Origin of the sequence: Parapedobacter composti (assembly GCF_900112315.1) — a bacterium.
Lineage (GTDB): Bacteria > Bacteroidota > Bacteroidia > Sphingobacteriales > Sphingobacteriaceae > Parapedobacter > Parapedobacter composti.
This window is the reverse complement of the sequence record NZ_FOLL01000011.1, coordinates 123,026-143,524: the sequence shown is the minus strand read 5'-3', so window position 1 is coordinate 143,524 and position 20,499 is coordinate 123,026. Positions and strand designations below refer to the sequence as shown.

General features: G+C 50.3%; 18 protein-coding genes. 8 read left to right on the top strand and 10 right to left on the bottom strand.

Annotated features, from left to right (window positions below; all coding sequences use genetic code 11):
* The first annotated feature begins 32 nt into the window (after nucleotides 1-32).
* From BM030_RS12615 to BM030_RS12600, 4 genes are all read left to right on the top strand, one after another.
* Nucleotides 33-2,498 (top strand): TonB-dependent receptor, encoded by a 2,466-nt coding sequence (locus BM030_RS12615; RefSeq protein ID WP_090973958.1) that lies wholly within the window; start codon nucleotides 33-35, stop codon nucleotides 2,496-2,498.
* 75 nt (nucleotides 2,499-2,573) lie between these two features.
* On the top strand, nucleotides 2,574-3,812 hold the full coding sequence (locus tag BM030_RS12610; RefSeq protein ID WP_090973957.1) for a PQQ-dependent sugar dehydrogenase: 1,239 nt from the start codon (nucleotides 2,574-2,576) through the stop codon (nucleotides 3,810-3,812).
* 17 nt (nucleotides 3,813-3,829) lie between these two features.
* A complete protein-coding gene (gene dtd, locus BM030_RS12605) occupies nucleotides 3,830-4,288 on the top strand; it encodes a D-aminoacyl-tRNA deacylase (protein WP_090973956.1) in 459 nt (152 codons plus the stop codon).
* Nucleotides 4,289-4,304: 16 nt separating this feature from the next.
* Complete coding sequence (locus BM030_RS12600) at nucleotides 4,305-4,637, top strand: nucleotide pyrophosphohydrolase (protein WP_090973955.1); 333 nt, start codon at nucleotides 4,305-4,307, stop codon at nucleotides 4,635-4,637.
* Nucleotides 4,638-4,702: 65 nt separating this feature from the next.
* On the opposite strand, the gene groL is transcribed toward BM030_RS12600, so the two are convergent.
* The 7 genes from groL to miaB form a co-directional block, all read right to left on the bottom strand.
* The gene (gene groL / locus BM030_RS12595; RefSeq protein WP_090973954.1) at nucleotides 4,703-6,343 is read right to left on the bottom strand and encodes a chaperonin GroEL; all 1,641 of its coding nucleotides are present in this window, start codon (nucleotides 6,341-6,343) and stop codon (nucleotides 4,703-4,705) included.
* A 68-nt stretch (nucleotides 6,344-6,411) separates the two neighbouring features.
* On the bottom strand, nucleotides 6,412-6,687 hold the full coding sequence (groES, locus tag BM030_RS12590) for a co-chaperone GroES (protein ID WP_090973953.1): 276 nt from the start codon (nucleotides 6,685-6,687) through the stop codon (nucleotides 6,412-6,414).
* Between the two features lie 234 nt (nucleotides 6,688-6,921).
* Entirely contained in the window at nucleotides 6,922-7,278 is a 357-nt protein-coding gene (gene secG, locus BM030_RS12585; RefSeq protein WP_090973952.1) for a preprotein translocase subunit SecG, read from the bottom strand.
* Nucleotides 7,279-7,287: 9 nt separating this feature from the next.
* Nucleotides 7,288-8,358 carry a hypothetical protein gene (locus BM030_RS12580; protein ID WP_090973951.1) on the bottom strand — a complete coding sequence of 357 codons (1,071 nt, stop codon included), beginning with the start codon at nucleotides 8,356-8,358 and terminating at the stop codon, nucleotides 7,288-7,290.
* 47 nt (nucleotides 8,359-8,405) lie between these two features.
* Complete coding sequence (locus tag BM030_RS12575; protein WP_090973950.1) at nucleotides 8,406-8,915, bottom strand: LptE family protein; 510 nt, start codon at nucleotides 8,913-8,915, stop codon at nucleotides 8,406-8,408.
* 13 nt (nucleotides 8,916-8,928) lie between these two features.
* Complete coding sequence (locus tag BM030_RS12570; protein WP_090973949.1) at nucleotides 8,929-10,179, bottom strand: sigma 54-interacting transcriptional regulator; 1,251 nt, start codon at nucleotides 10,177-10,179, stop codon at nucleotides 8,929-8,931.
* 10 nt (nucleotides 10,180-10,189) lie between these two features.
* On the bottom strand, nucleotides 10,190-11,620 hold the full coding sequence (gene miaB / locus BM030_RS12565) for a tRNA (N6-isopentenyl adenosine(37)-C2)-methylthiotransferase MiaB (RefSeq protein ID WP_090973948.1): 1,431 nt from the start codon (nucleotides 11,618-11,620) through the stop codon (nucleotides 10,190-10,192).
* A 180-nt stretch (nucleotides 11,621-11,800) separates the two neighbouring features.
* On the opposite strand from miaB, the gene hemA reads away from it, so the two are divergent.
* The 4 genes from hemA (at nucleotide 11,801) to hemL (ending at nucleotide 17,217) form a co-directional block, all read left to right on the top strand.
* Nucleotides 11,801-13,042, top strand: coding sequence for a glutamyl-tRNA reductase (gene hemA / locus BM030_RS12560; RefSeq protein WP_090973947.1), 1,242 nt, complete (start codon nucleotides 11,801-11,803; stop codon nucleotides 13,040-13,042).
* Nucleotides 13,043-13,187: 145 nt separating this feature from the next.
* Nucleotides 13,188-14,774 (top strand): hydroxymethylbilane synthase, encoded by a 1,587-nt coding sequence (gene hemC, locus BM030_RS12555; RefSeq protein ID WP_090973978.1) that lies wholly within the window; start codon nucleotides 13,188-13,190, stop codon nucleotides 14,772-14,774.
* 28 nt (nucleotides 14,775-14,802) lie between these two features.
* Nucleotides 14,803-15,774: a porphobilinogen synthase gene (gene hemB / locus BM030_RS12550; RefSeq protein WP_090973979.1), complete on the top strand. Its 972-nt coding sequence runs from the start codon at nucleotides 14,803-14,805 to the stop codon at nucleotides 15,772-15,774.
* A 57-nt stretch (nucleotides 15,775-15,831) separates the two neighbouring features.
* Nucleotides 15,832-17,217 (top strand): glutamate-1-semialdehyde 2,1-aminomutase, encoded by a 1,386-nt coding sequence (gene hemL / locus BM030_RS12545; RefSeq protein ID WP_090973946.1) that lies wholly within the window; start codon nucleotides 15,832-15,834, stop codon nucleotides 17,215-17,217.
* An 18-nt stretch (nucleotides 17,218-17,235) separates the two neighbouring features.
* On the opposite strand, the gene argC is transcribed toward hemL, so the two are convergent.
* From argC to BM030_RS12530, 3 genes are read right to left on the bottom strand one after another with little or no spacing between them, the layout of a single operon-like run.
* Nucleotides 17,236-18,255: an N-acetyl-gamma-glutamyl-phosphate reductase gene (gene argC, locus BM030_RS12540; RefSeq protein ID WP_090973945.1), complete on the bottom strand. Its 1,020-nt coding sequence runs from the start codon at nucleotides 18,253-18,255 to the stop codon at nucleotides 17,236-17,238.
* The gene (gene argG, locus BM030_RS12535; RefSeq protein WP_090973944.1) at nucleotides 18,252-19,442 is read right to left on the bottom strand and encodes an argininosuccinate synthase; all 1,191 of its coding nucleotides are present in this window, start codon (nucleotides 19,440-19,442) and stop codon (nucleotides 18,252-18,254) included. Before argG ends, argC begins: the two co-directional genes overlap by 4 nt.
* 24 nt (nucleotides 19,443-19,466) lie before the next feature.
* Nucleotides 19,467-20,177 (bottom strand): N-acetyltransferase, encoded by a 711-nt coding sequence (locus BM030_RS12530; RefSeq protein ID WP_090973943.1) that lies wholly within the window; start codon nucleotides 20,175-20,177, stop codon nucleotides 19,467-19,469.
* Between the last annotated feature and the right edge of the window lie 322 nt (nucleotides 20,178-20,499).

Genomic DNA, 20,499 nt, shown 5'->3' with positions numbered 1-20,499 from the left:
GCAATGTTTAACTAAAAAATTACAACAATAAAATGATTAAACATGTACTCGCAGGAATTGCGTTTTTCGCGCATCTGAGTATTGTCTCGGCGCAGCAAAACATTACGGTGGAGGTGCGCCATACGGCTGACGGCAGGCCGCTGCCGGGAGTTTCGGTACGACTCGACGGCACCATTTACCAAGGGCAGACGGATGCCTCTGGCAAGGCGGTCATCCGCGGCATCCATACGGGCACATATACCGTTGCGGTAAGCCACCTTGGCTATGCACCCCAAGCACGGCAAGTAACAGTGCCTGTCCATGAAACCATCCATTTCTCGCTCGAACGGGCCCCACTGCTTACCGATGAAGTGGTCGTACAGGCCACGCGGGCGGCCGAAAATACAGCTACGACCTACAAGAACGTCAGCAAAGCGGATATTGCCAAGAATAACCTGGGCCAGGATATCCCTTACCTGCTCGATCAGACTCCGGGCGTTGTTATCTCATCCGATGCAGGGGCCGGCATAGGATATACCAGTATGCGCATTCGCGGCAGCGACGGCCAACGCACCAACGTAACGATTAACGGCATACCGCTTAACGACGCAGAGAGCTTGGGATCGTTTTTCATTAACCTGCCCGACTTCGCCTCTTCTATCGAAAATATCCAGATTCAGCGCGGGGTAGGAACCTCCACCAATGGTGCGGGGGCTTTCGGCGCCAGCCTTAATATCCAGACTAACACACTCAACGAAGAAGCGTATGCGGAGCTGGATAATTCCTTCGGATCGTATAATTCATGGAAAAACACGTTGAGATTGGGTACAGGGCTTATTGACGGACAATACAGCTTTGATGGCCGCTTGTCGCGCATCCAAAGCGACGGGTATATCGATAGAGCGGCATCGGACCTGCAGTCGTTTTTCCTTTCGGGCGCCTGGCATGGCCGGAACAGCTTACTCAGGGCAAACGTGTTCGGCGGCAGGGAAAAAACCTACCAGGCATGGTATGGAACACCAGAATCGCGGCTTACCGGTGATGTAGACGCCATGCGCGCGTATGCTGCTGACGATGGACTCACGGAATATGAAATCGAAAATCTGCTGCGCGCTGACCGTCGCTACAACAAATACCTGTATGACAACGAAACCGATAATTATCAGCAGACCCATTATCAGCTGCTGTTTTCGTCAGCGCTTCATAACAGGCTAACCTTGAATACCGCGCTCCACTATACCCGTGGCAAAGGTTATTATGAACAATTCCGCGACAATGACGCTTATGCGGACTACGGCCTGCAGCCCATCGAGGTGAACGAAGGTACCGTAGCGGCAACAGACCTTGTACGGCAACGGTGGCTGGACAACCACTTTTATGGAGCAACGTATTCATTGGTCTATGACAATACCAACGGGTTAGAACTGACCTGGGGCGGAGCTTACAACGAATACAAAGGCGGACATTATGGCGACATCGTCTGGTCACGGCACCCATTATTCAGCACCGCATCGTATTCACCGGCCACCAGCGGATCGTTTACAACGGCCCACCGTTATTATGATGGCGATGCCACCAAAAAAGACTTCAACACGTACCTAAAAGCATTGTATCAATTGAACAATTGGTCGTTTTTTGCTGACGTCCAATACCGATATATCGACTACGCCATTACCGGTATTGATAACGACCTCCGTGATATCACACAGGATGCAACATTCGGCTTTTTTAATCCCAAAGCAGGCCTTACCTACCAATTGTCTACGTCAAGCAATGTATATGCTTCCTATGCCATGGCCAACAAGGAGCCTGTGCGCAGTGACTTTACCGACTGGCCCGTAGGACAGACACCGAAGCCCGAACGGCTGCATAACATCGAAGCGGGCTACCGCCTCCGTACACCGCGCTTCAATGTGGGACTCAACGGGTATGCCATGCTGTACAAAAACCAACTGGTGCTTACCGGGCAACTCAATGATGTAGGGACTGCCCTGCGTACCAATGTGGACGATAGCTACCGCATTGGATTAGAGTTTGACGGCAGGTGGGCTCCTGTACGCTGGTTTACCTGGGGCGCTACCCTGGCGTATAGCCAGAACAAAATCAAGGACTTCACCGAAGTCGTGGGCGATGTACAAAACTTCTACCAGACTACCGACATTTCGTTCTCTCCGGATTGGGTAGCTTCAAACGAACTCAGCTTCTACCCCTGGGATGCGGTGGAACTGGCGCTATTGAGCAAATACGTATCTCGGCAATACTTGGATAATACCGGGAATAAGAGCCGTAGTATCGATGGTTTTTTCGTGAACCACCTGCGGCTTGGATACCAAACAGCCTTCTGGAAACTGAAGCAAGTAGGGCTCACGCTGTTGGTGAACAACGTGTTCAACGAAAAGTATGCAGCTAACGGTTACACCTGGGGCTATTACCTTTCTGAAACCGATCGGGTAGATTACAATTTCTATTATCCACAGGCTACCACCAATTTTCTTTTGGGACTCCATGTAAGATTTTAGTGAGGCTGTAAAAACATAACCGGCGGCCATTGGTATTATCCCAAAAATGTGTTTACCTTTAGCGAAAAAAACACTATGCAACATACGTTAAAATCAGCAGGAATATTCGCCGGGCTGGCATTGATGTTCTCCTCGTGCAATTCATCCACGCCCAACGGGAACCAAGATAACCGCCCGGCAGACTCCACCTATGCACCGGTGGAAACCAAAGATCCCAACACAGACTATAAACCGGCCTTTCAGGGACAGACGCGCGCACCGGGCGTAAAAACGACTACGCCGTATGACGTGAAGGTCTTGAGCGAAGATCTGCGCAGGCCATGGGGCATCGCTGTACTGCCCGATGGAAGGCTTTTAATTACGGAAAAGGGCGGTACCCTGCGGTTAGCTACGCCAGAAGGTACGGTAAGCGCTCCCATTACGGGACTGCCTAAAGTGAATGACGCGGGCCAGGGTGGTTTGCTGGGCATTACCATTGACCCTGACTTCAACAGCAACCGGACGGTCTACTGGTCGTTTTCGGAAGATACGCCCCAAGGCACGCAGACTGCCGTTGCCAAAGGCAAATTGGCCGACGACGAAAAATCCGTCGAGAACGCAACGGTGATTTACCGGGCTACGCCAGCCCATAAAAGCAACCTGCATTATGGTTCACGCCTGCTCTTTGACAAGACAGGGAACATCTTCGTAAGCACAGGTGAACGTTCAGACATCGTTACCCGCCCCCAAGCACAGGATCTTAATTCCGCACTGGGCAAAATCGTCCGTATCACACCCGAAGGCAAACCGGCTCCGGGAAATCCTTTTGAGGGTAGAAACGACGCACGGCCAGAGATATACTCGTATGGCCACCGCAACGTACAGGGACTGGCGTTCCATCCGGTTACGGGCGACTTGTGGGAGAATGAATTCGGCCCACGGGGTGGTGATGAAATTAACCGCATCGAACCCGGCAAGAATTATGGTTGGCCCACTATTACATACGGCATCGAATACAAAGGGGATAAAATTGGCGACGCTATCCAACACCAAGACGGACTGGAACAACCCGTATATTATTGGGATCCGGTCATTTCACCCAGCGGCATGACATTTTACAGCGGCAATGCCATCCCCGAATGGGAAAATAACTTGTTCGTTGCCGCCCTGAGCGGCGTGCACATTGCGCGGCTGGTTATTGAAGACAACAAGGTGGTGGGCGAAGAGCGACTGCTTACCAACGAAGCACAACGGTTCCGCGATGTGCAGCAAGGTAAAGATGGAGCGCTCTACGCGGTCACCGACGCCGGTCGGTTATACCGGATTGGCAACTAAGCGTGTTATTGATATAGATGAGGGCGGTTATCCAACGGGTATCCGAAGCCTCCTGCACGGTTGAAGGCCATATCACAGGGGCTATCGGACATGGACTTCTGGTTTTATTGGGTATAGAAGAGGCTGATGGCGATGAAGACATCAACTGGTTGGCCCAGAAAATAGCCAACCTGCGAGTGTTCAGTGATGAAAACGGACTCATGAATAGATCCATACAGGATGTTCAGGGCGGTATCTTGCTGATTTCCCAGTTCACGCTCTTCGCGCAGACCAAAAAAGGTAACCGCCCTTCCTTTATCCGTGCGGCAAAGCCGGCCTATGCCATTCCGGTATATGAGACAATGATAGCCCATCTAACGGGCCTCTTGGGCAAACCTATTGCGACCGGACAATTCGGCGCCGACATGAAAATTTCACTCATCAATGACGGGCCCGTAACCATCATTATGGATACGAAAGACAAAGACAATCACTAACCACCATTTACCGAAAATGACTATCAAAGAAGCACAGGAACAAGTAGATAAGTGGATAAACACCACCGGGATACGTTATTTCAATGAGCTGACCAACACGGCCATCCTGATGGAAGAGGTGGGCGAGGTGGCCCGCATCATGGCCCGTAAATATGGTGAGCAATCTTTTAAGAGGTCGGATGAACAAGTAAACCTGGCGGATGAAATGGCCGATGTGCTGTTTGTGTTGATATGCCTGGCCAACCAAACGGGCATCGACCTAACTGATGCACTCACCAAAAATCTCGAAAAGAAAAACATCCGGGATGCCGACCGGCACCGAAATAATGAGAAGTTGAAAAAGGGGTAAAAAAAACCGGTACATCCAACGATGTACCGGTTTTGCGTATATGATAGTCCCTGACAGGGCAATGATTACATCATTCCGCCCATGCCTCCGCCCATCGGGGGAGCACCTGCACCGGCAGCTTTTTCATCTTCCGGTTCGTCTGCCAACACACACTCGGTAGTCAACAGCATAGAAGCGATAGAAGCTGCGTTTTCAAGTGCAACGCGAGACACCTTGGTCGGGTCAATTACACCAGCGCCGATCAGGTTCTCATAATCCCCTGTGCGTGCGTTGTAACCAAAATCTGCCTCTCCTTCTTTCACTTTTTGCACCACAATGGCACCTTCGATACCAGCGTTGTTGCAGATCTGACGCAACGGCTCCTCAATGGCCCGGCGCACGATGTCGATACCGATGTTCTCGTCTTCATTGGCACCTTTGAGGTCTTTCAATGCCTCTCCGGCACGGATAAAGGCTACACCACCGCCGGCAACGATACCTTCTTCTACCGCAGCGCGGGTAGCGTGCAGCGCATCGTCCACGCGATCTTTTTTCTCTTTCATTTCCACTTCAGTAGCGGCACCTACGTACAATACAGCTACCCCTCCGGCCAGTTTAGCCAACCGCTCTTGCAGTTTTTCGCGGTCGTAGTCGGATGTAGTGGTTTCGATTTGCGCCTTGATTTGGTTTACGCGGCCTTTGATGTCCTCAGGATTGCCTGAACCGTTGATGATGGTGGTATTGTCTTTGTCCACAACCACTTTCTCGGCCTGTCCCAAGTAAGTAAGGTCTGCATTCTCCAATTTGAAGCCACGTTCTTCTGAGATAACGGTGCCACCGGTGAGGATAGCAATATCTTCCAGCATGGCTTTGCGGCGATCGCCGAATCCAGGAGCTTTCACGGCAGCCACTTTCAGTGAGCCGCGGATTTTGTTTACAACCAACGTAGCCAAAGCTTCGCCGTCCAAATCCTCAGCGATGATCAGTAAAGGCTTGCCGGTTTGTACTTGTTTCTCCAGAATAGGAAGCAACTCCTTCATGTTGCTGATTTTCTTATCGTAAATCAGAATGTAAGGGCTTTCCAGCTCGGCTTCCATTTTGTCTGTATTGGTCACAAAGTAAGGCGACAGGTAACCGCGGTCAAACTGCATACCTTCTACGGTTTTCACCTCGGTTTCAGTACCTTTGGCTTCCTCTACGGTGATTACACCGTCTTTGCCTACTTTTTCCATAGCTTCGGCAATCAATGCACCGATTACTTCATCGTTGTTGGCAGAGATGCTGGCTACTTGTTTGATTTTGTTATTGTCTTCGCCTACGGTTTTGGATTGTTTTTGCAGGTCTTCTACCACAGCAGCAACGGCTTTGTCAATACCGCGCTTCAAGTCCATTGGATTAGCACCAGCGGCAACGCTCTTCAACCCGGGAGCGATGATGGCTTGCGCCAATACCGTAGCGGTAGTTGTTCCGTCACCCGCTTGATCGGCAGTTTTGGAAGCAACTTCTTTAACCATCTGGGCACCCATGTTCTCAAGTGCATCCTTCAATTCAATTTCTTTCGCTACGGTAACACCGTCTTTAGTGATAGAAGGTGACCCGAATTTTTTTTCGATGATGACATTACGGCCGCGCGGACCCAATGTTACCTTCACTGCATTTGCCAACGTGTCTACACCCCTCTTGAGTGCGTCACGTGCTTCCACATTATACTTTACTTGCTTTGCCATGTTTGTTAATAATTTGAGATTTAGTTACCCAATACTTACGGAGAAAATACGCTTACTACCGATATGCCTTAAACAATGGCATAAATATCGGATTCCTTCATGATTAAGTACTCTTTCCCTTCGTAAGTGATTTCGGTGCCGGCATATTTGCCATACAACACTTGGTCGCCTACCTTTACAGTTAAAGGCTCATCGGCTTTACCTGCGCCAACTGCCACTACGGTTCCACGTTGCGGCTTTTCTTTAGCAGTATCCGGAATGTAGATACCAGACGCGGTCTTTTCCTCAGCAGGAGCGGCTTCCACCACTACCCTGTCTCCGATAGGTTTAATACTTAATGCCATAATTGATTTTATTTAATACGTATTATTAATGTGTTTTAATTTTTTTCCAGCTCGCATACTTCATCAACTATGCCAACTTTTCATTTCGCTTTATCGTTGCCAATTTTTCATTTTGGTGGCAACCTTCGGGAGGGTTCCCCGGCCACGGGAGTGTCATGATGTCAGTAATTGGCAGAAAACATAATGGCTCCCCGGTTTTCAGGGAGCCATTATATCCGTCTATACTGATGGCTATTATTGAGCGGTATCTGTTACTGATGCCGGGGCTTCCCGGGCCGTATCCGATGCCACAGGGGCCAATGGAGATGACGGCGCCGGGGCCGCAGTAGGCGTAATCCGGTCAGACAAGCCGCTGCCTCCGGAACCGGCAGATGGCTCCATGACATTCATCACCAATGAAAACAACATAATTGCACCAACAAGTATCCAAGTGCCCTTTTCCAGGATATCTCCGGTACGTTTTACCCCCATCAGGTTGGCACCGCCAGAAAATCCGGCAGCCAAGCCACCGCCTTTGGGGTTTTGGATAAGCACCAGAAAAGACAACAGCACGCTTGCCAGAATGATCAATATGATGAGTAATGTCTGCATTTTCTTCGTCTATTTTAATTTATTCTCTAATTCAGCAATTTGGGCAGCAAAGTAAGCACTTTTTTCGGGATATTTCAAACTTAATTTTTTATAGATAGCTATCGCTTTCGGATAAAGCCCCTGCTCAGCATATATTTTAGCCAACGTCTCTGTAACCAGCGTCAATTGGTCTTCTGCACTTTTCCGTGCTTTATTTTCCATATCAATCTTATCGGGCGACGGGGGCTTGATCTGGGGCTCCTCACGGATAAAGCGCTCAATTACCGGATCGGTCTTCTTGGGTATCTGGAACGACACGGTCCTTGTACGGTGTTCATCACTTAGCTTTTCTTCGGGCGACTGCAAGTGGAAAATATTTTCGCGGATTTGCTGATCCAGCAACTGGGCTTCGTCAAGCTTGAGCGTCGCAGGCGATGCGTGCGGCGGCCTGCTATTCAGCGGTGCATAAGGCTGATACGTATGCGCATGCTCCATGCGCGTTTTGTTCAGCCACCAGAGGAAGCTGTACGGCAGGTGCTCGTCGTGATACAGGCTTACTTTCTCATGCGGCGTGGCCTGCGCAACCGGCACCACCGCTGCACGGCCGTCTGCAGGCTGTTGAAAATCCTCGTCGTCTGCATCGCCTGCCACGGCGTCGGCCGTGGGTTCATCGGCCATTAAAACCGCTATCTGGCCTTCGTCTGTGATATGCGTTTCTGCATCCGATGCAGGTGTTGATTCTGCCGGTTGCCCTTCACTCGTAATACTGATGTCAACAGCGGCGAGTTCATCCACCGCACGTTCTGTTCCGGTCAACGGTACATCCCCAGTCGCCCCTTCCGGTTCCGGGACAGCCGGACCACTCCCGTCAGACAGGATTAGGCCATATAGCCAATCCCCCGAGCCGGCATACAGCAGAGCGGTTTCACTGTCAAAGGTGCCGTACTCCTTGAACTGCTTCCGGACGCGAAGATAATGCAGCGGCTGGGAATACGGATACTTTTCAATCAACATCGCCAACATATCGCCGTCAACACCCGTCGAATCAGACAGTGCCTGATTATATAACGCCTTGTAATCTTTATTTTCCTCTCCGACCATCTTCGATATTCCAAGTTAGCTGTCAGTTAATAAATCCGCTGCCAGCTTTACCAATTTGCAAATGCCCGGTTAAATATATCTTCCGTGAGCATTTCATTAATATCCCGTATGAGCGCCTCCTCTTGGCTTTGTACCGTACCGGCGAAATCTTTGAAACGGCTAAACTGCTGCTCAAAACTATCCTCGGGTTTAATATTGTTGGTATACCTGACACTTACCGTAATCGTCAGCCGGTTGAGTGCGGCGCGGTCAGTACCGGCTTCCACGGCGGCTGAGGTGATGCTGTATCCCGTAATCCTTCCTTCGAAAATAGCATCGCCATCGGCGCTCACCTGGCTGAGGCTCGATTGGTTACGTATCCGATCTTTTAATGCTTCCGTAAAACTTTGGCTGAGCGTTGGATAAACAATTGGGGCGGTATTTTCGAAAAACTCCACGGTATAGGTTTTCATCCCTTCAGGAATGGAACCTCCGGTAAAACCATATTTAACGCCGCATGCCTGGATGAATACGATAACCGCCGAAGCCAATGCAACCAAGAATCTTTTCGCTGTCATCACATCTACGCTGTTAGTTTAGATTCAAATCTTTTATTTTCCGGTATAGTGTCCGCTCGGATATCCCCAGTTCCTGTGCAGCGGATTTCCGCTTGCCTTTATGTTTCTTCAGCGCCTTTTTTATCAGATCCGACTCTTTCTCAACCAGCGAGAGCGACTCTTCTTCCACTTCTTCCGCTTCTTGCGTATGGTAGTGAAAATCGTCACGCTGCCCAGCGGTCTGCGGGTGATGAATGGTAAGTGTAGACGGCTGGTTCAATTGTTCTTTGTTGGGGCCATCCACTTCCCTGTACAGCTGATTAATGTATGGCGAATTATTTTCAAACGTCCGCGCGTTGACGCCGTTCTGGATAAGTTCTACAACCAGTTTCTTCAGTTCGACCATATCTTTCTTCATGTCGAACAGCACTTTGTAAAGCAAGTCCCGCTCCGAAAAATCTTCTTTTCCGCCCTGTGCGACATGCACAGGCAAGGTGCTCCTGCCCGTCGTGGGCAGATATTGCTGCAGGATACGCGCGTCGATCAGCCGCTCTTTTTCCAGGACGGCAATCTGCTCGGCAATATTTTTCAGTTGCCGCACATTACCGGGCCATGGATAGCTGACAAGCAGTTGCTGCGCGTCTTCGGTGAGCTGTACACTGGGACTGCGGTATTTATCGGTGAAATCTGCTACAAATTTACGGAAGAGCAGGTGAATGTCTTCCTTGCGATCGCGCAGCGGCGGGATGCGCAGCGGCACTGTGTTGAGCCGGTAATACAGATCTTCACGGAATTTTCCCTGCTGCACAGCGTCATAGATGTCTACATTGGTTGCTGCTATTACACGTACGTTGGTCTTCTGTACCTTGGAGGATCCTACACGGATGTATTCGCCCGTTTCCAGCACACGCAACAACCGCGCCTGGGTACCAAGGGGTAATTCACCCACCTCATCCAGAAAGATGGTTCCGCCGTTTACCACTTCGAAATATCCCTTCCGCGCTTCATGCGCACCTGTAAATGAACCCTTTTCATGACCGAACAGTTCGGAATCTATCGTCCCTTCCGGGATGGCCCCGCAGTTTACGGCAATAAACGGCCCATGCTTGCGGGCGCTGAGCTGGTGAATGATGTGCGAAAATACTTCCTTACCGCTACCGCTTTCTCCGGTGACCAGCACGGATATATCGGTCGGCGCAACCTGCCTGGCGATATCTATCGCCCGGTTGAGCAGCGGTGAATTGCCGATGATGCCAAATCTGTTTTTTATATCCTGGATATCCATGTTGCTTCTCCTAATCTACAATCGTTCCAATCAACGTTGCTGAGGTACACCTATCCACGTAGACCTGCACATAATCTCCTACCCGGTAACGCCCATCAACAGGGAACACCACCATGGTATTTTGATCATTCCGACCGCAATAATCGGTATCAGAGCGTTTAGACAGCCCTTCAATAAGCACTTTATGAACCTTCCCTACATAAGTTTGCAACCGCTCCAAGCTGTGTTCCCGCTGCCGGTCGACCACCTCGGTAAGCCTTTGTTTCTTGATTTCTTCGGGTATATCATCAGCGTAGCGCTTTGCGGCCAATGTGCCGGGGCGCTCCGAATAAGCGAACATATACGCAAAATCGTATTTCACATAGTCCATCATCGACAGTGTGTCATGGTGCTCCGCTTCTGTTTCGCTGCAAAATCCAGTAATGATGTCGGTGGATATACCGCAATCGGGAATAATCCGGCGGATGGCGTCGACCCGTTCCATATACCACTCGCGGTCGTAAGTACGGTTCATGAGCTTCAGGATCCGCGAATTACCAGACTGCACAGGCAGGTGGATATATTTACAGATATTTTCGTACTTCGCCATGGTATATAACACCTCATCGGTGATATCCTTGGGATGAGATGTAGAGAAGCGCACACGCAACAGCGGGTCTACTCCGGCAACCATCTCCAGCAAGGCGGCGAAATTAACCACGGGGCCGGGCTCCTCACCTTCAGCAACCGGCGCCGTATATTTATACGAATCGACATTTTGCCCCAGCAGGGTAACCTCCCGATATCCGGCATGGAACAGATCGCGTGCCTCCCGGACGATAGACTGCGGATCACGGCTCCGCTCACGGCCCCTGGTAAACGGCACCACGCAGAATGAGCACATATTATCGCAGCCCCGCATGATAGAAATGAAGGCGGTTACCCCGTTCGTGTTGAGACGTACGGGATTGATGTCTGCATAGGTCTCCTCGCGCGAAAGCAATACGTTCACCGCACGTGAACCCTCATCCACCTTTTCGATCAGGTTGGGCAGATCACGGTAAGCATCAGGGCCCACCACAACGTCTACCAGTTTTTCTTCTTCCAGGAATTTGGATTTCAGCCGCTCGGCCATACAGCCCAGCACACCCACCACCATGCCGGGGTTCTTGGCCTTGGCCGACTCAAATTCCTTCAGCCGGTTACGCACGCGTTGTTCCGCATTTTCGCGGATGGAACAGGTATTGATAAACACCACGTCGGCCTCCTTATAGTCACGTGTGGTTTCAAATCCCTTATCGAGCAGGATGGACGCAACGATTTCGCTATCGGAAAAATTCATTTGGCAACCATAGCTTTCGATATATAGCTTACGTCCGTTGCTCTTTTTGGGGTCTTTTTCCAGTAGCACCGCTTCGCCTTGCCGCGATTCGTCATGCTCTTTTGTCGGTATCTCAAACATTGTAATTGAATAAGCCTACAAAGTTAGTAATAAATTTTGAATGATGACAGTTTGGCAGCTCACCGACCCGCTATCTTATTTATATCCATTCTAAATATCTGTGTTTGACACATTTCTGACAGATGGCAGGCTATAGATGTTGTACTTTTGTTGCCGGAAATTAGTGAGCGTAGTACAACCTTGAAAAATCTCAAAGTCATAGCATTCACCCACAAGCTTGTGGACCTGAAGGATTTAGGCAGCCTCGTGATTTGCAATGAAGAGCTGGAGAGCCGATTGATTAGTCTTAAAAACAGCTTTGACATCCCTGAAATTTTTTATATCGGTACCTGCAACCGCGTAGAATTTGTCTTTTACGGCCCCCACGAACTGACAGCCGAATTCGTCAAGGAGTTTATGCATAAGCTCAATTTCTGCGTGCCGTCCGAACGGCTGGAGTGCTTCCTCAATCAGGTAAACACGTATGAAGGCATTGACGCGCTCAACCACCTGCTGCGCATGTCATGCTCTATGGAAAGCCTGGTTGTGGGCGAGAAAGAAATCCTGGCCCAGGTGCGCAAAGCTTATGAACGTTGCCGCAAAAGCGGTTTTACCGGCGATTTCCTGCGGTTGGTTATGGATCGCCTGGTCAAAACAGCCAAAGAGGTTTACACGCACACCCGTATTGCTCGCAATCCGGTTTCGGTGGTTTCCTTGGCTTATCGTAAGCTGCGCGAAATCAAACTGCACGACAATCCCCGCATCCTTATCATCGGTGCCGGAGAGACCAATCAAAACATTGCCAAATATCTGCAAAAACATCGGTTTTCCAATTTTGTAGTGTTTAACCGCACGTTGGACAATGCGGTGGCACTGAGCACGGAACTGAATGGCAAAGCTTATCCGCTGAGTGAACTGCCGAATTACCAAGGCGGGTTTGACGTGATGATCACCTGCACGGGAGCGCCGGAAGCCATTGTGGATACCGCCCTGTACCAATCCTTGCTCCGGGGTGAGACCGACAAAAAGGTCATTGTAGATTTGGCTATACCCAACGATGTACATCCGGATGTAATGCTGCAATTTCCAGTGCATTATATCGAAGTTAGCAGCCTGCAGGCCATCGCATCGAAGAACCTTCAGGAACGCTGTGATGAATTGGTTCATGCCGAGCAGATCATTGCCAATAACATCCGCGAGTTTCTACCCATCGTTAAGCAACGGCGTGTAGAACTGGCCATGCGGGAAGTGCCGCAAAAGGTAAAAGAAATACGTTCGTTCGCCCTTAACGAGGTTTTTGCCTCCGAAGTAAGTGCACTGGATGCCAACTCCAGGCAGCTGCTGGAAAAGGTAATCGACTACATGGAGAAGAAATACATCAAAGTGCCCATGGTGATGGCCAAGGATATTCTGGTCAAAGCCAGCCACGCTGACATCAATTGAACAGATAACCCCATTGCCCGTCGTTAATTTCCTTAATTTACCGCAATCTTGCAATATATCCGCCGAATAATCCATTTATTCGCTAAATTTGTTTATGCTAATACAAGAACCCTTGACTAAAAAAGCTGCGCAGCGCACACAAAAGATAGACCGAACATTGGTTATCGGCACCCGTGGCAGCGAATTAGCGCTATGGCAAGCCAATTATGTCAAAAATAAACTGGCGGATATCGGCATACAGGCAGAGCTAAAAATCATCAAGACGCAAGGCGATATTGTGCAGCACCTGCGCCTGGACAAGCTTGAAGGAAAGGGCTTTTTTACCAAAGAGCTTGAGGAAGAACTGCTTAACGGAGCCATTGATTTAGCTGTCCATTCACATAAAGATCTACCCAGCGCGCAACCGGCGGGGCTTATCATCGCTGCTGTTACTACGCGGGAGGATCCGTCAGAACTGCTCATCATCCATAAAGATTGCGTGGACCTCAAGAAGCGGCTCGCGCTGAAGCATAACGCCATCGTAGGCACCTCGTCCAACCGCCGTAAAGCCCAACTGCTGGCCATGCGGCCCGATCTGGAATTTGATGACCTGCGAGGTAACGTCATGACCCGCATAGAAAAGCTACGCGACGAAAATTACGATGCCATCATGCTGGCCAAAGCCGGGATCACACGTATCGGCGCCGATTTGAGTGACTTCCACGTGGAGGAACTGCCCCCGGTTGAAATCATCCCGGCACCTGCCCAGGGGGTGCTGGCCATCCAGATTAGAGAAAGCGATAAAGAGCTGCACCAACTGTTACAGGAAATTAACGACCCGGATGTGGCCGACACCATTGCCGTGGAACGGCAGGTGCTGCGCTTGTTTGACGCGGGATGCCATGCACCCCTCGGCTGCTACTGCCGCAAACAGGGAGACAACTACGAGGTGTGGACTTCCAAAGCGGATAATGATGAAGAATTCCCCGACAGGCTCTACCTTTCAGCCGTCCGAACCGATGGCTTGGCAGAACGGATAGCCAGCAAATTCGACAAAAGCAGAAAGCTTCCCGGCCATGTCTTCATCACACGCGACGTGGCAGAAACCAGCTACTTCTACCGGGCCATGGCCAAACACGGTATCGCTGTGGAAGGCCGATCGCTCATCAAAATATTCCCCATCATCAACAAGTTGGATCCTTACATCCTCAAATACGTGGATTGGGTATTCTTCGGCAGCAAAAATGGTATTGAGAATTTTTTCCGGCTCAATCCCAGACTCCGTAAGCACACGAAATTCGCTGTCATCGGCCGGGGTTCGGAAGAGATGTTACGGCAATTCGGCCATACTCCGCACTTTTCAGGCGAGCGGCTGGGCATCAACATGGAAGAAATAGCGGCAGAATTTGCCAAAGTAGCCTCAGGCACCACGGTGTTGATCCCACGGGCAAAAGAGTCGCTGGAAACCATCCAGCAGTCACTTACACCGGACACCAAAATTATCAATTTACCCGTGTACCAAACCCGCATCGATACCAATGTGGATAAATCCAATGCCGACGTGTTGATCTTCACGAGCCCATCCAATGTAGAAGCTTATTTTGTGGACAACCTGGTGGATCCGGGCCAGAAAATCATCTGTATAGGCCGTTCCACAGGCCGGAAAATCGAAGAACTCGGACTTTCATATACCCTTCCTTATTCGCCTGACGAAATCGGGCTTGCAGAAGCGGTATTCGGGTTGGATTATTGAGCGCAGGGGACGAAGAATGGTTGAAGATATGTTGATAAGACCCAGAAGAAACCGCAAATCGGCGGTAATCCGGGATATGGTGCAGGAAACGCAGCTAACGACGTCCAACCTTATTTTCCCGCTGTTTGTGATTGCGGGGGAACGGGCGAAATCCGAGGTTGATTCCATGCCGGGCATCTACCGTTACTCGATAGACAACCTGCTCCGGGAGGTGGAAAGTTGCATGAACTTGGGATTACGCGCATTCGACCTGTTCCCGAACATTGATGACACGCTAAAAGATCCACTTGCTTCAGAAAGCTACCGTGAAGGCAGCCTGTACTTACGCGCCATTGCCGAGGTAAAGAAGCATTTCCCCGAAGCATGCATAATCACGGATGTCGCCATGGATCCCTACAGCAGCGACGGTCATGACGGCATTGTGAAAAATGGCGAAATCCTCAATGACGAAACCCTCGAAATCTTGGGCCGGATGGCATTGGCTCACGCCCAAGCCGGAGCGGATATCATCGCACCATCAGACATGATGGACGGCCGCATCGGCTATATCCGCAGGATATTGGATGCCAACGGACATAACCAGGTATCGTTGATGTCTTATACGGCGAAATATGCCAGCGCGTTTTATGGCCCCTTCCGCGATGCGCTGAATTCAGCGCCAAAGCACGGAGATAAAAAAACCTACCAGATGAATCCAGCCAACCAGCGCGAAGCACTCATTGAAGCAGAACTGGACGCTCTTGAAGGGGCCGACTTTCTGATGGTCAAACCGGCATTGGCCTACCTGGACGTTGTCAAACTGCTGAAAGATCATACACAGCTGCCAGTCGCTGCCTACAATGTGAGTGGCGAATATGCCATGATAAAAGCCGCTGCACGCAACGGCTGGCTCGATGAACAACGGGCTACCATGGAGGTGCTTATGAGCATCCGGCGCGCAGGCGCTACGGCCATACTGTCTTACCATGCAAAGGAAGTGCTGGAAAAAAAGTGGCTGTAGTAAGACAGCGGATAACAGACAAACAGACATTAGACAACAGATTTAGATTGATGAAGCATGTTAGATGCACTGAAAAAAGCTTTCTCCGGTAACGATGAGCACCGCACGGCCCCGGCCGGCAAAAAGAACGATATTTCCAGGGAAAAATCTGCAGTCCTTTACGAAAAGGCCAAGCAATTTTTCCCCGGAGGGGTGAACTCGCCGGTACGGGCATTCAAATCCGTATACGGCACACCCTTGTTTATCGAACGGGGCGATGGCTGCTTCCTATGGGACGCCGATGGCAACCAGTTTATTGATTTCTGCTGTTCATGGGGGCCATTGATACTGGGGCATAACCACCCTAAAATCCGGGAGCGGGTTACCAAAACACTGGAAAAAGGACTTAGCTTCGGCGCACCTACCGCCCTGGAAAATGAGTTGGCCGAACTTATCCTGAAGAACAATAAATACCTGGAGAAAATCCGTTTTGTCAGCTCAGGCACAGAAGCAGTGATGTCTGCCATCCGCCTCGCGCGAGGGTATACGGGGCGCGATAAAATCATCAAATTCGAAGGATGCTACCACGGGCACTCGGATTCACTGCTGGTAAAGGCCGGATCGGGGCTGGTGACCTTCGGCGAGACTTCTTCAGCGGGTGTACCCAAAGCCTTTGCCGCTGAAACCATCGTATTGCCCCTTGACAACCGCGACGCAGTGGAAAGTGCCTTCAGCCAATTCAGTGGTCAAATCGCGGCAATAATCATTGAAGGTATCCCGGCTAACAACGGATTGCTCATCCAGGAACCTGCGTACGTCCAGTTCCTGCGCGACATCACCAAGCAGCATGGCGCATTGCTGATATTCGATGAAGTGATCACCGGATTCCGCCTCGGTTTCGAAGGAGCGGCGGCACATTACGGCATACAGCCAGATATCATCACCTACGGAAAAATTATCGGCGGGGGTATGCCTGTGGGGGCCTACGGCGCGTCCGCCGAGCTGATGGCCTGCATATCGCCGGACGGCGCCGTGTATCAGGCAGGCACCCTGTCGGGCAACCCCGTAGCGATGGCAGCTGGCATAGCGCAGCTGACCGAATTAAAGGGCAGTGGCTTTTATAAGGCGCTTAATGCCAAAGCCTCGGAATTCGTGGAAGCCATCAGGCGATATATTGCCGCAAAAAATTATAAGGTCAAACTATTCCATGTAGGTTCCATCTTTTGGTTTGCCTTTACTGATCAAGAACATATCCGTACGGCCAGCGCTATCGATCACGGCAGTATGGAACATTACAAAGTGTTCCACCGCGAATTGCTTAACCGGGGTATTTATCTGGGACCTTCGGGTTACGAAGTGGGCTTTATCTCCGCAGCCCATAGCAAGATTGAGCTGGAGAAAGCCAAGCGCGCAATTTTCGAGAGCTTGGATGAGCTATTCAGGCATAACAAGCCCGCGGCTTAATGCCGCGGTATTTGCCACTTAAAACCCTACACTCTTCAGCTTCAAGCCCGCGGTTTCTTCCAAGCCCGACAGTAGGTTCATGTTCTGCACGGCTTGCCCGCTTGCGCCTTTGAGCAGGTTGTCTATAATACTTACCACAAAAAGCTTATCTCCATGCTTCTCAAGGTGTATGATGCACTTGTTGGTATTTACAACCTGTTTAAGGTCTATATTAGCTTCACTGACGTGGGTAAACGGATGGCCAGCATAAAACGCTTCATACAGTTCATACGCTTTCGCCTCACTTATTGGACTATCCAGGTAAATGGCCGAAAGGATGCCCCGCGTGAAATCGCCCCGCTGTGGAATAATGTTTATCCGCTGCTGCGCCCGCTGCAACAAGGTATCGCCATCAGCTGGCAGGAATCCCGGCTGCAGGCTTTCGAACGATTCGCTGATTTCCTGCAAGTGTTGATGCGTAAATGCCTTATATACAGATAAATTATTATTCCGCCAGCTAAAATGGGAGGTGGTTGACGGTTTTTGCCCTGCGCCCGTAGAACCCGTTGTTGCATTGATGTGGATTTCGCCGGTAAGCAGCCCTTGCGCCGCTAGCGGCAGCAAAGCCAGCTGGATACCTGTAGCGAAGCAACCCGGGTTGGCGATATACTGCGCGGACCGGATGGTCTCCCGCTGCAACTCCGGCAATCCGTATACAAAAGACCGACCTTGGTATTCCGTCCGGGCACGTAAGCGGTAATCCTGGGAAAGGTCAATAATCTTCACATGCGGTTCAATCGTGTTGGCTTCCAGAAATTTCCGGGCATCGCCGTGGCCTACACAGAGGAACAATACGTCTATATCGCTATGGAAGGTATCACTGAAGCGCAGGCTGGTATCGCCCAACAGGTCGGTGTGAACATCAGCAATGAGATTGCCTGCATTGCTGGCACTATACGCAAATACAATATCCACATGCGGGTGGTGGATAAGGATACGGAGCAGTTCACCGCCCGTATAACCGGCGGAACCGATGATGCCTACCTTTACCTTACTCATTCCCCCCCCCTGTTCACCTTGTGCCAGATAGACACTTGATTACCGAAAATCTTGGAAAACCCTTTTACGTCATCGCCAGTCCAGGTATTATTCATCTCTCCATAACTGCCGAATTTGCTGGACATCAGGTCGTGGGCCGATTCAATACCAACGATGGTAAAACGGTAAGGATTCAGTTCAACGAATACCTTTCCGCTCACCGTCTGCTGCGCGCTTTGCAAGAAAGCTTCGATATCCCGCATTACCGGATCATGCATTTGCCCTTCATGCATCCAGTTGCCGTAAAACGCGGCTAATTGATCTTTCCAGCTCAGCTGCCATTTGGTCAGCGTATGTTTTTCCAGCGTATGGTGCGCTTTGATAAGAATGATGGGGGCCGCCGCTTCAAAGCCAACCCGCCCTTTTATGCCGATAATGGTATCGCCCACATGGATATCACGCCCGATACCATAAGGCTGGGCTATGGCCTGCAATTCTTGGATAACCTTCACCGGTCCCAATTCCATGCCATCCAATGCCACCGGTTCGCCCTTTACAAAGTCAATCGCCAGTCGCCGGGTTTCCGTAGCTGTCACCGGTGTAGGCCAGGCCTCTTCCGGCAGCGTTTCATGAGAGGTAAGTGTTTCTTGCCCGCCCACTGAAGTGCCCCATATTCCTTTATTGATGGAATATTTGGCTTTTTCGGCACTGAACTCCACTCCATGTTTATGCAGGTATGCAATTTCTTCTTCACGGCTCAGCTTTAAATCGCGTATGGGGGTAATGATTTCCACCTCCGGGATAAGCGTGTTGAAAATCATATCGAACCGTACTTGGTCGTTACCCGCTCCAGTACTGCCATGTGCCACATATTCCGCACCGATTTGTTTGGCATAATGAGCAATGGCCGTGGCCTGGCTTACCCGTTCCGCGCTTACTGACAACGGGTAGGTAGCATTTTTCAGTACGTTTCCGAAAATAAGGTATCTGATACAACTGTCGTAATAGTGCTGCGTTTCATCGACAACAGTATGGGACTTCACGCCGAGGGAATAAGCCCGTTGCTCAATCTGGCCGAGTTCTTCCGCTGAAAAACCACCCGTGTTAACGATGACTGAATGTACCTCCAGTCCGAGATCTCTGGACAAGTAAATGCAACAAAATGAGGTGTCTAACCCTCCGCTGAATGCTAATACGACTTTCTTCATTGATATCTATTGAGTTTATACAGCTTATGCCGTCCTTGGATGTCTGGCGATAAACGCGGTGATCATTTTTTTGGTCGATTTCCACAGTTTCGCTTCTATCCGTTTCAGGAGCGACGATTTCTTGGTAATTTGCTTCAACCGTTCGCGCGCTTTGGCCTTCATTTCAATACGCTCACGCAACTCCTTCTCTTTCTCTACCGGGTCCCACAACATGGCCGTGCACATGCAGTTTTTACGTTGCTTGCTGGTCAGGATGTCATAGTTCACGCAGCTTTGGCATCCCTTCCAGAACTCTTCATCTTGTGTGAGTTCGGAATACGTTACCGGCTCGTAACCCAGCTCCGAATTAATCTTCATTACCGCAAGTCCGGTGGTAAGGCCAAATATCTTAGCTTTCGGGTACTTCTCCCGTGAGAGGTCGAAGATACGCTTTTTAATGGCGCGGGCCAACCCTACCTTACGAAATTCGGGGTTTACCACCAAACCGGAGTTGGCCACGAAATCCCCATGGCTCCAGGTTTCAATATAACAGAAACCGGCCCACGCCCAATCTGTCTTACGCAGCGCTATCACCGCCTTGCCTTCACGCATCTTATTCGCTACGTATTCCGGACTGCGCTGGGCAATCCCGGTTCCCCGGGCTTTGGCCGACTCTGCCATCTCGTCGCAAATCTGCTGAGCGTATGCAATATGTTGCTCAGAAGCAGGTATAATCAAAAAGTCTGAAAGTTGCATTGGAATATACGACCCCTAAAAAATTAAAAACAGCCAACGAAGTGGTGTGTTTTGGTAATTAAATCGTTAAACGAAAACCGTTGATTCGATGTACAGCTATCGGACCTAATACTGTACGTTTTTCGGAGAGCGTTGCCCCACAATTAAGCCCGGGGCAAAATGGGTCGTCGGAGCCGGAGTACCGGTCTCTCGGCAGTTAAAACTTCACACAAAAAGCACAACATGTGGTGCTGGAAGCACGACACGGTAGATACGGCGATTATATTTTTTGTGTTCATTCTGAATAGTATTGCAACCCGGGCTGCAATTAAGGTGCCAAATG

Bases quoted from the DNA above. Each gene is read 5' to 3' on its own strand.
- BM030_RS12615 (WP_090973958.1), top strand. From the start codon at position 33: ATGATTAAACATGTACTCGCAGGAATTGCGTTTTTCGCGCATCTGAGT.
- BM030_RS12610 (WP_090973957.1), top strand. From the start codon at position 2,574: ATGCAACATACGTTAAAATCAGCAGGAATATTCGCCGGGCTGGCATTG.
- dtd (WP_090973956.1), top strand. From the start codon at position 3,830: ATGAGGGCGGTTATCCAACGGGTATCCGAAGCCTCCTGCACGGTTGAA.
- BM030_RS12600 (WP_090973955.1), top strand. From the start codon at position 4,305: ATGACTATCAAAGAAGCACAGGAACAAGTAGATAAGTGGATAAACACC.
- groL (WP_090973954.1), bottom strand. From the start codon at position 6,343: ATGGCAAAGCAAGTAAAGTATAATGTGGAAGCACGTGACGCACTCAAG.
- groES (WP_090973953.1), bottom strand. From the start codon at position 6,687: ATGGCATTAAGTATTAAACCTATCGGAGACAGGGTAGTGGTGGAAGCC.
- secG (WP_090973952.1), bottom strand. From the start codon at position 7,278: ATGCAGACATTACTCATCATATTGATCATTCTGGCAAGCGTGCTGTTG.
- BM030_RS12580 (WP_090973951.1), bottom strand. From the start codon at position 8,358: ATGGTCGGAGAGGAAAATAAAGATTACAAGGCGTTATATAATCAGGCA.
- BM030_RS12575 (WP_090973950.1), bottom strand. From the start codon at position 8,915: ATGACAGCGAAAAGATTCTTGGTTGCATTGGCTTCGGCGGTTATCGTA.
- BM030_RS12570 (WP_090973949.1), bottom strand. From the start codon at position 10,179: ATGGATATCCAGGATATAAAAAACAGATTTGGCATCATCGGCAATTCA.
- miaB (WP_090973948.1), bottom strand. From the start codon at position 11,620: ATGTTTGAGATACCGACAAAAGAGCATGACGAATCGCGGCAAGGCGAA.
- hemB (WP_090973979.1), top strand. From the start codon at position 14,803: ATGTTGATAAGACCCAGAAGAAACCGCAAATCGGCGGTAATCCGGGAT.
- hemL (WP_090973946.1), top strand. From the start codon at position 15,832: ATGTTAGATGCACTGAAAAAAGCTTTCTCCGGTAACGATGAGCACCGC.
- argC (WP_090973945.1), bottom strand. From the start codon at position 18,255: ATGAGTAAGGTAAAGGTAGGCATCATCGGTTCCGCCGGTTATACGGGC.
- argG (WP_090973944.1), bottom strand. From the start codon at position 19,442: ATGAAGAAAGTCGTATTAGCATTCAGCGGAGGGTTAGACACCTCATTT.
- BM030_RS12530 (WP_090973943.1), bottom strand. From the start codon at position 20,177: ATGCAACTTTCAGACTTTTTGATTATACCTGCTTCTGAGCAACATATT.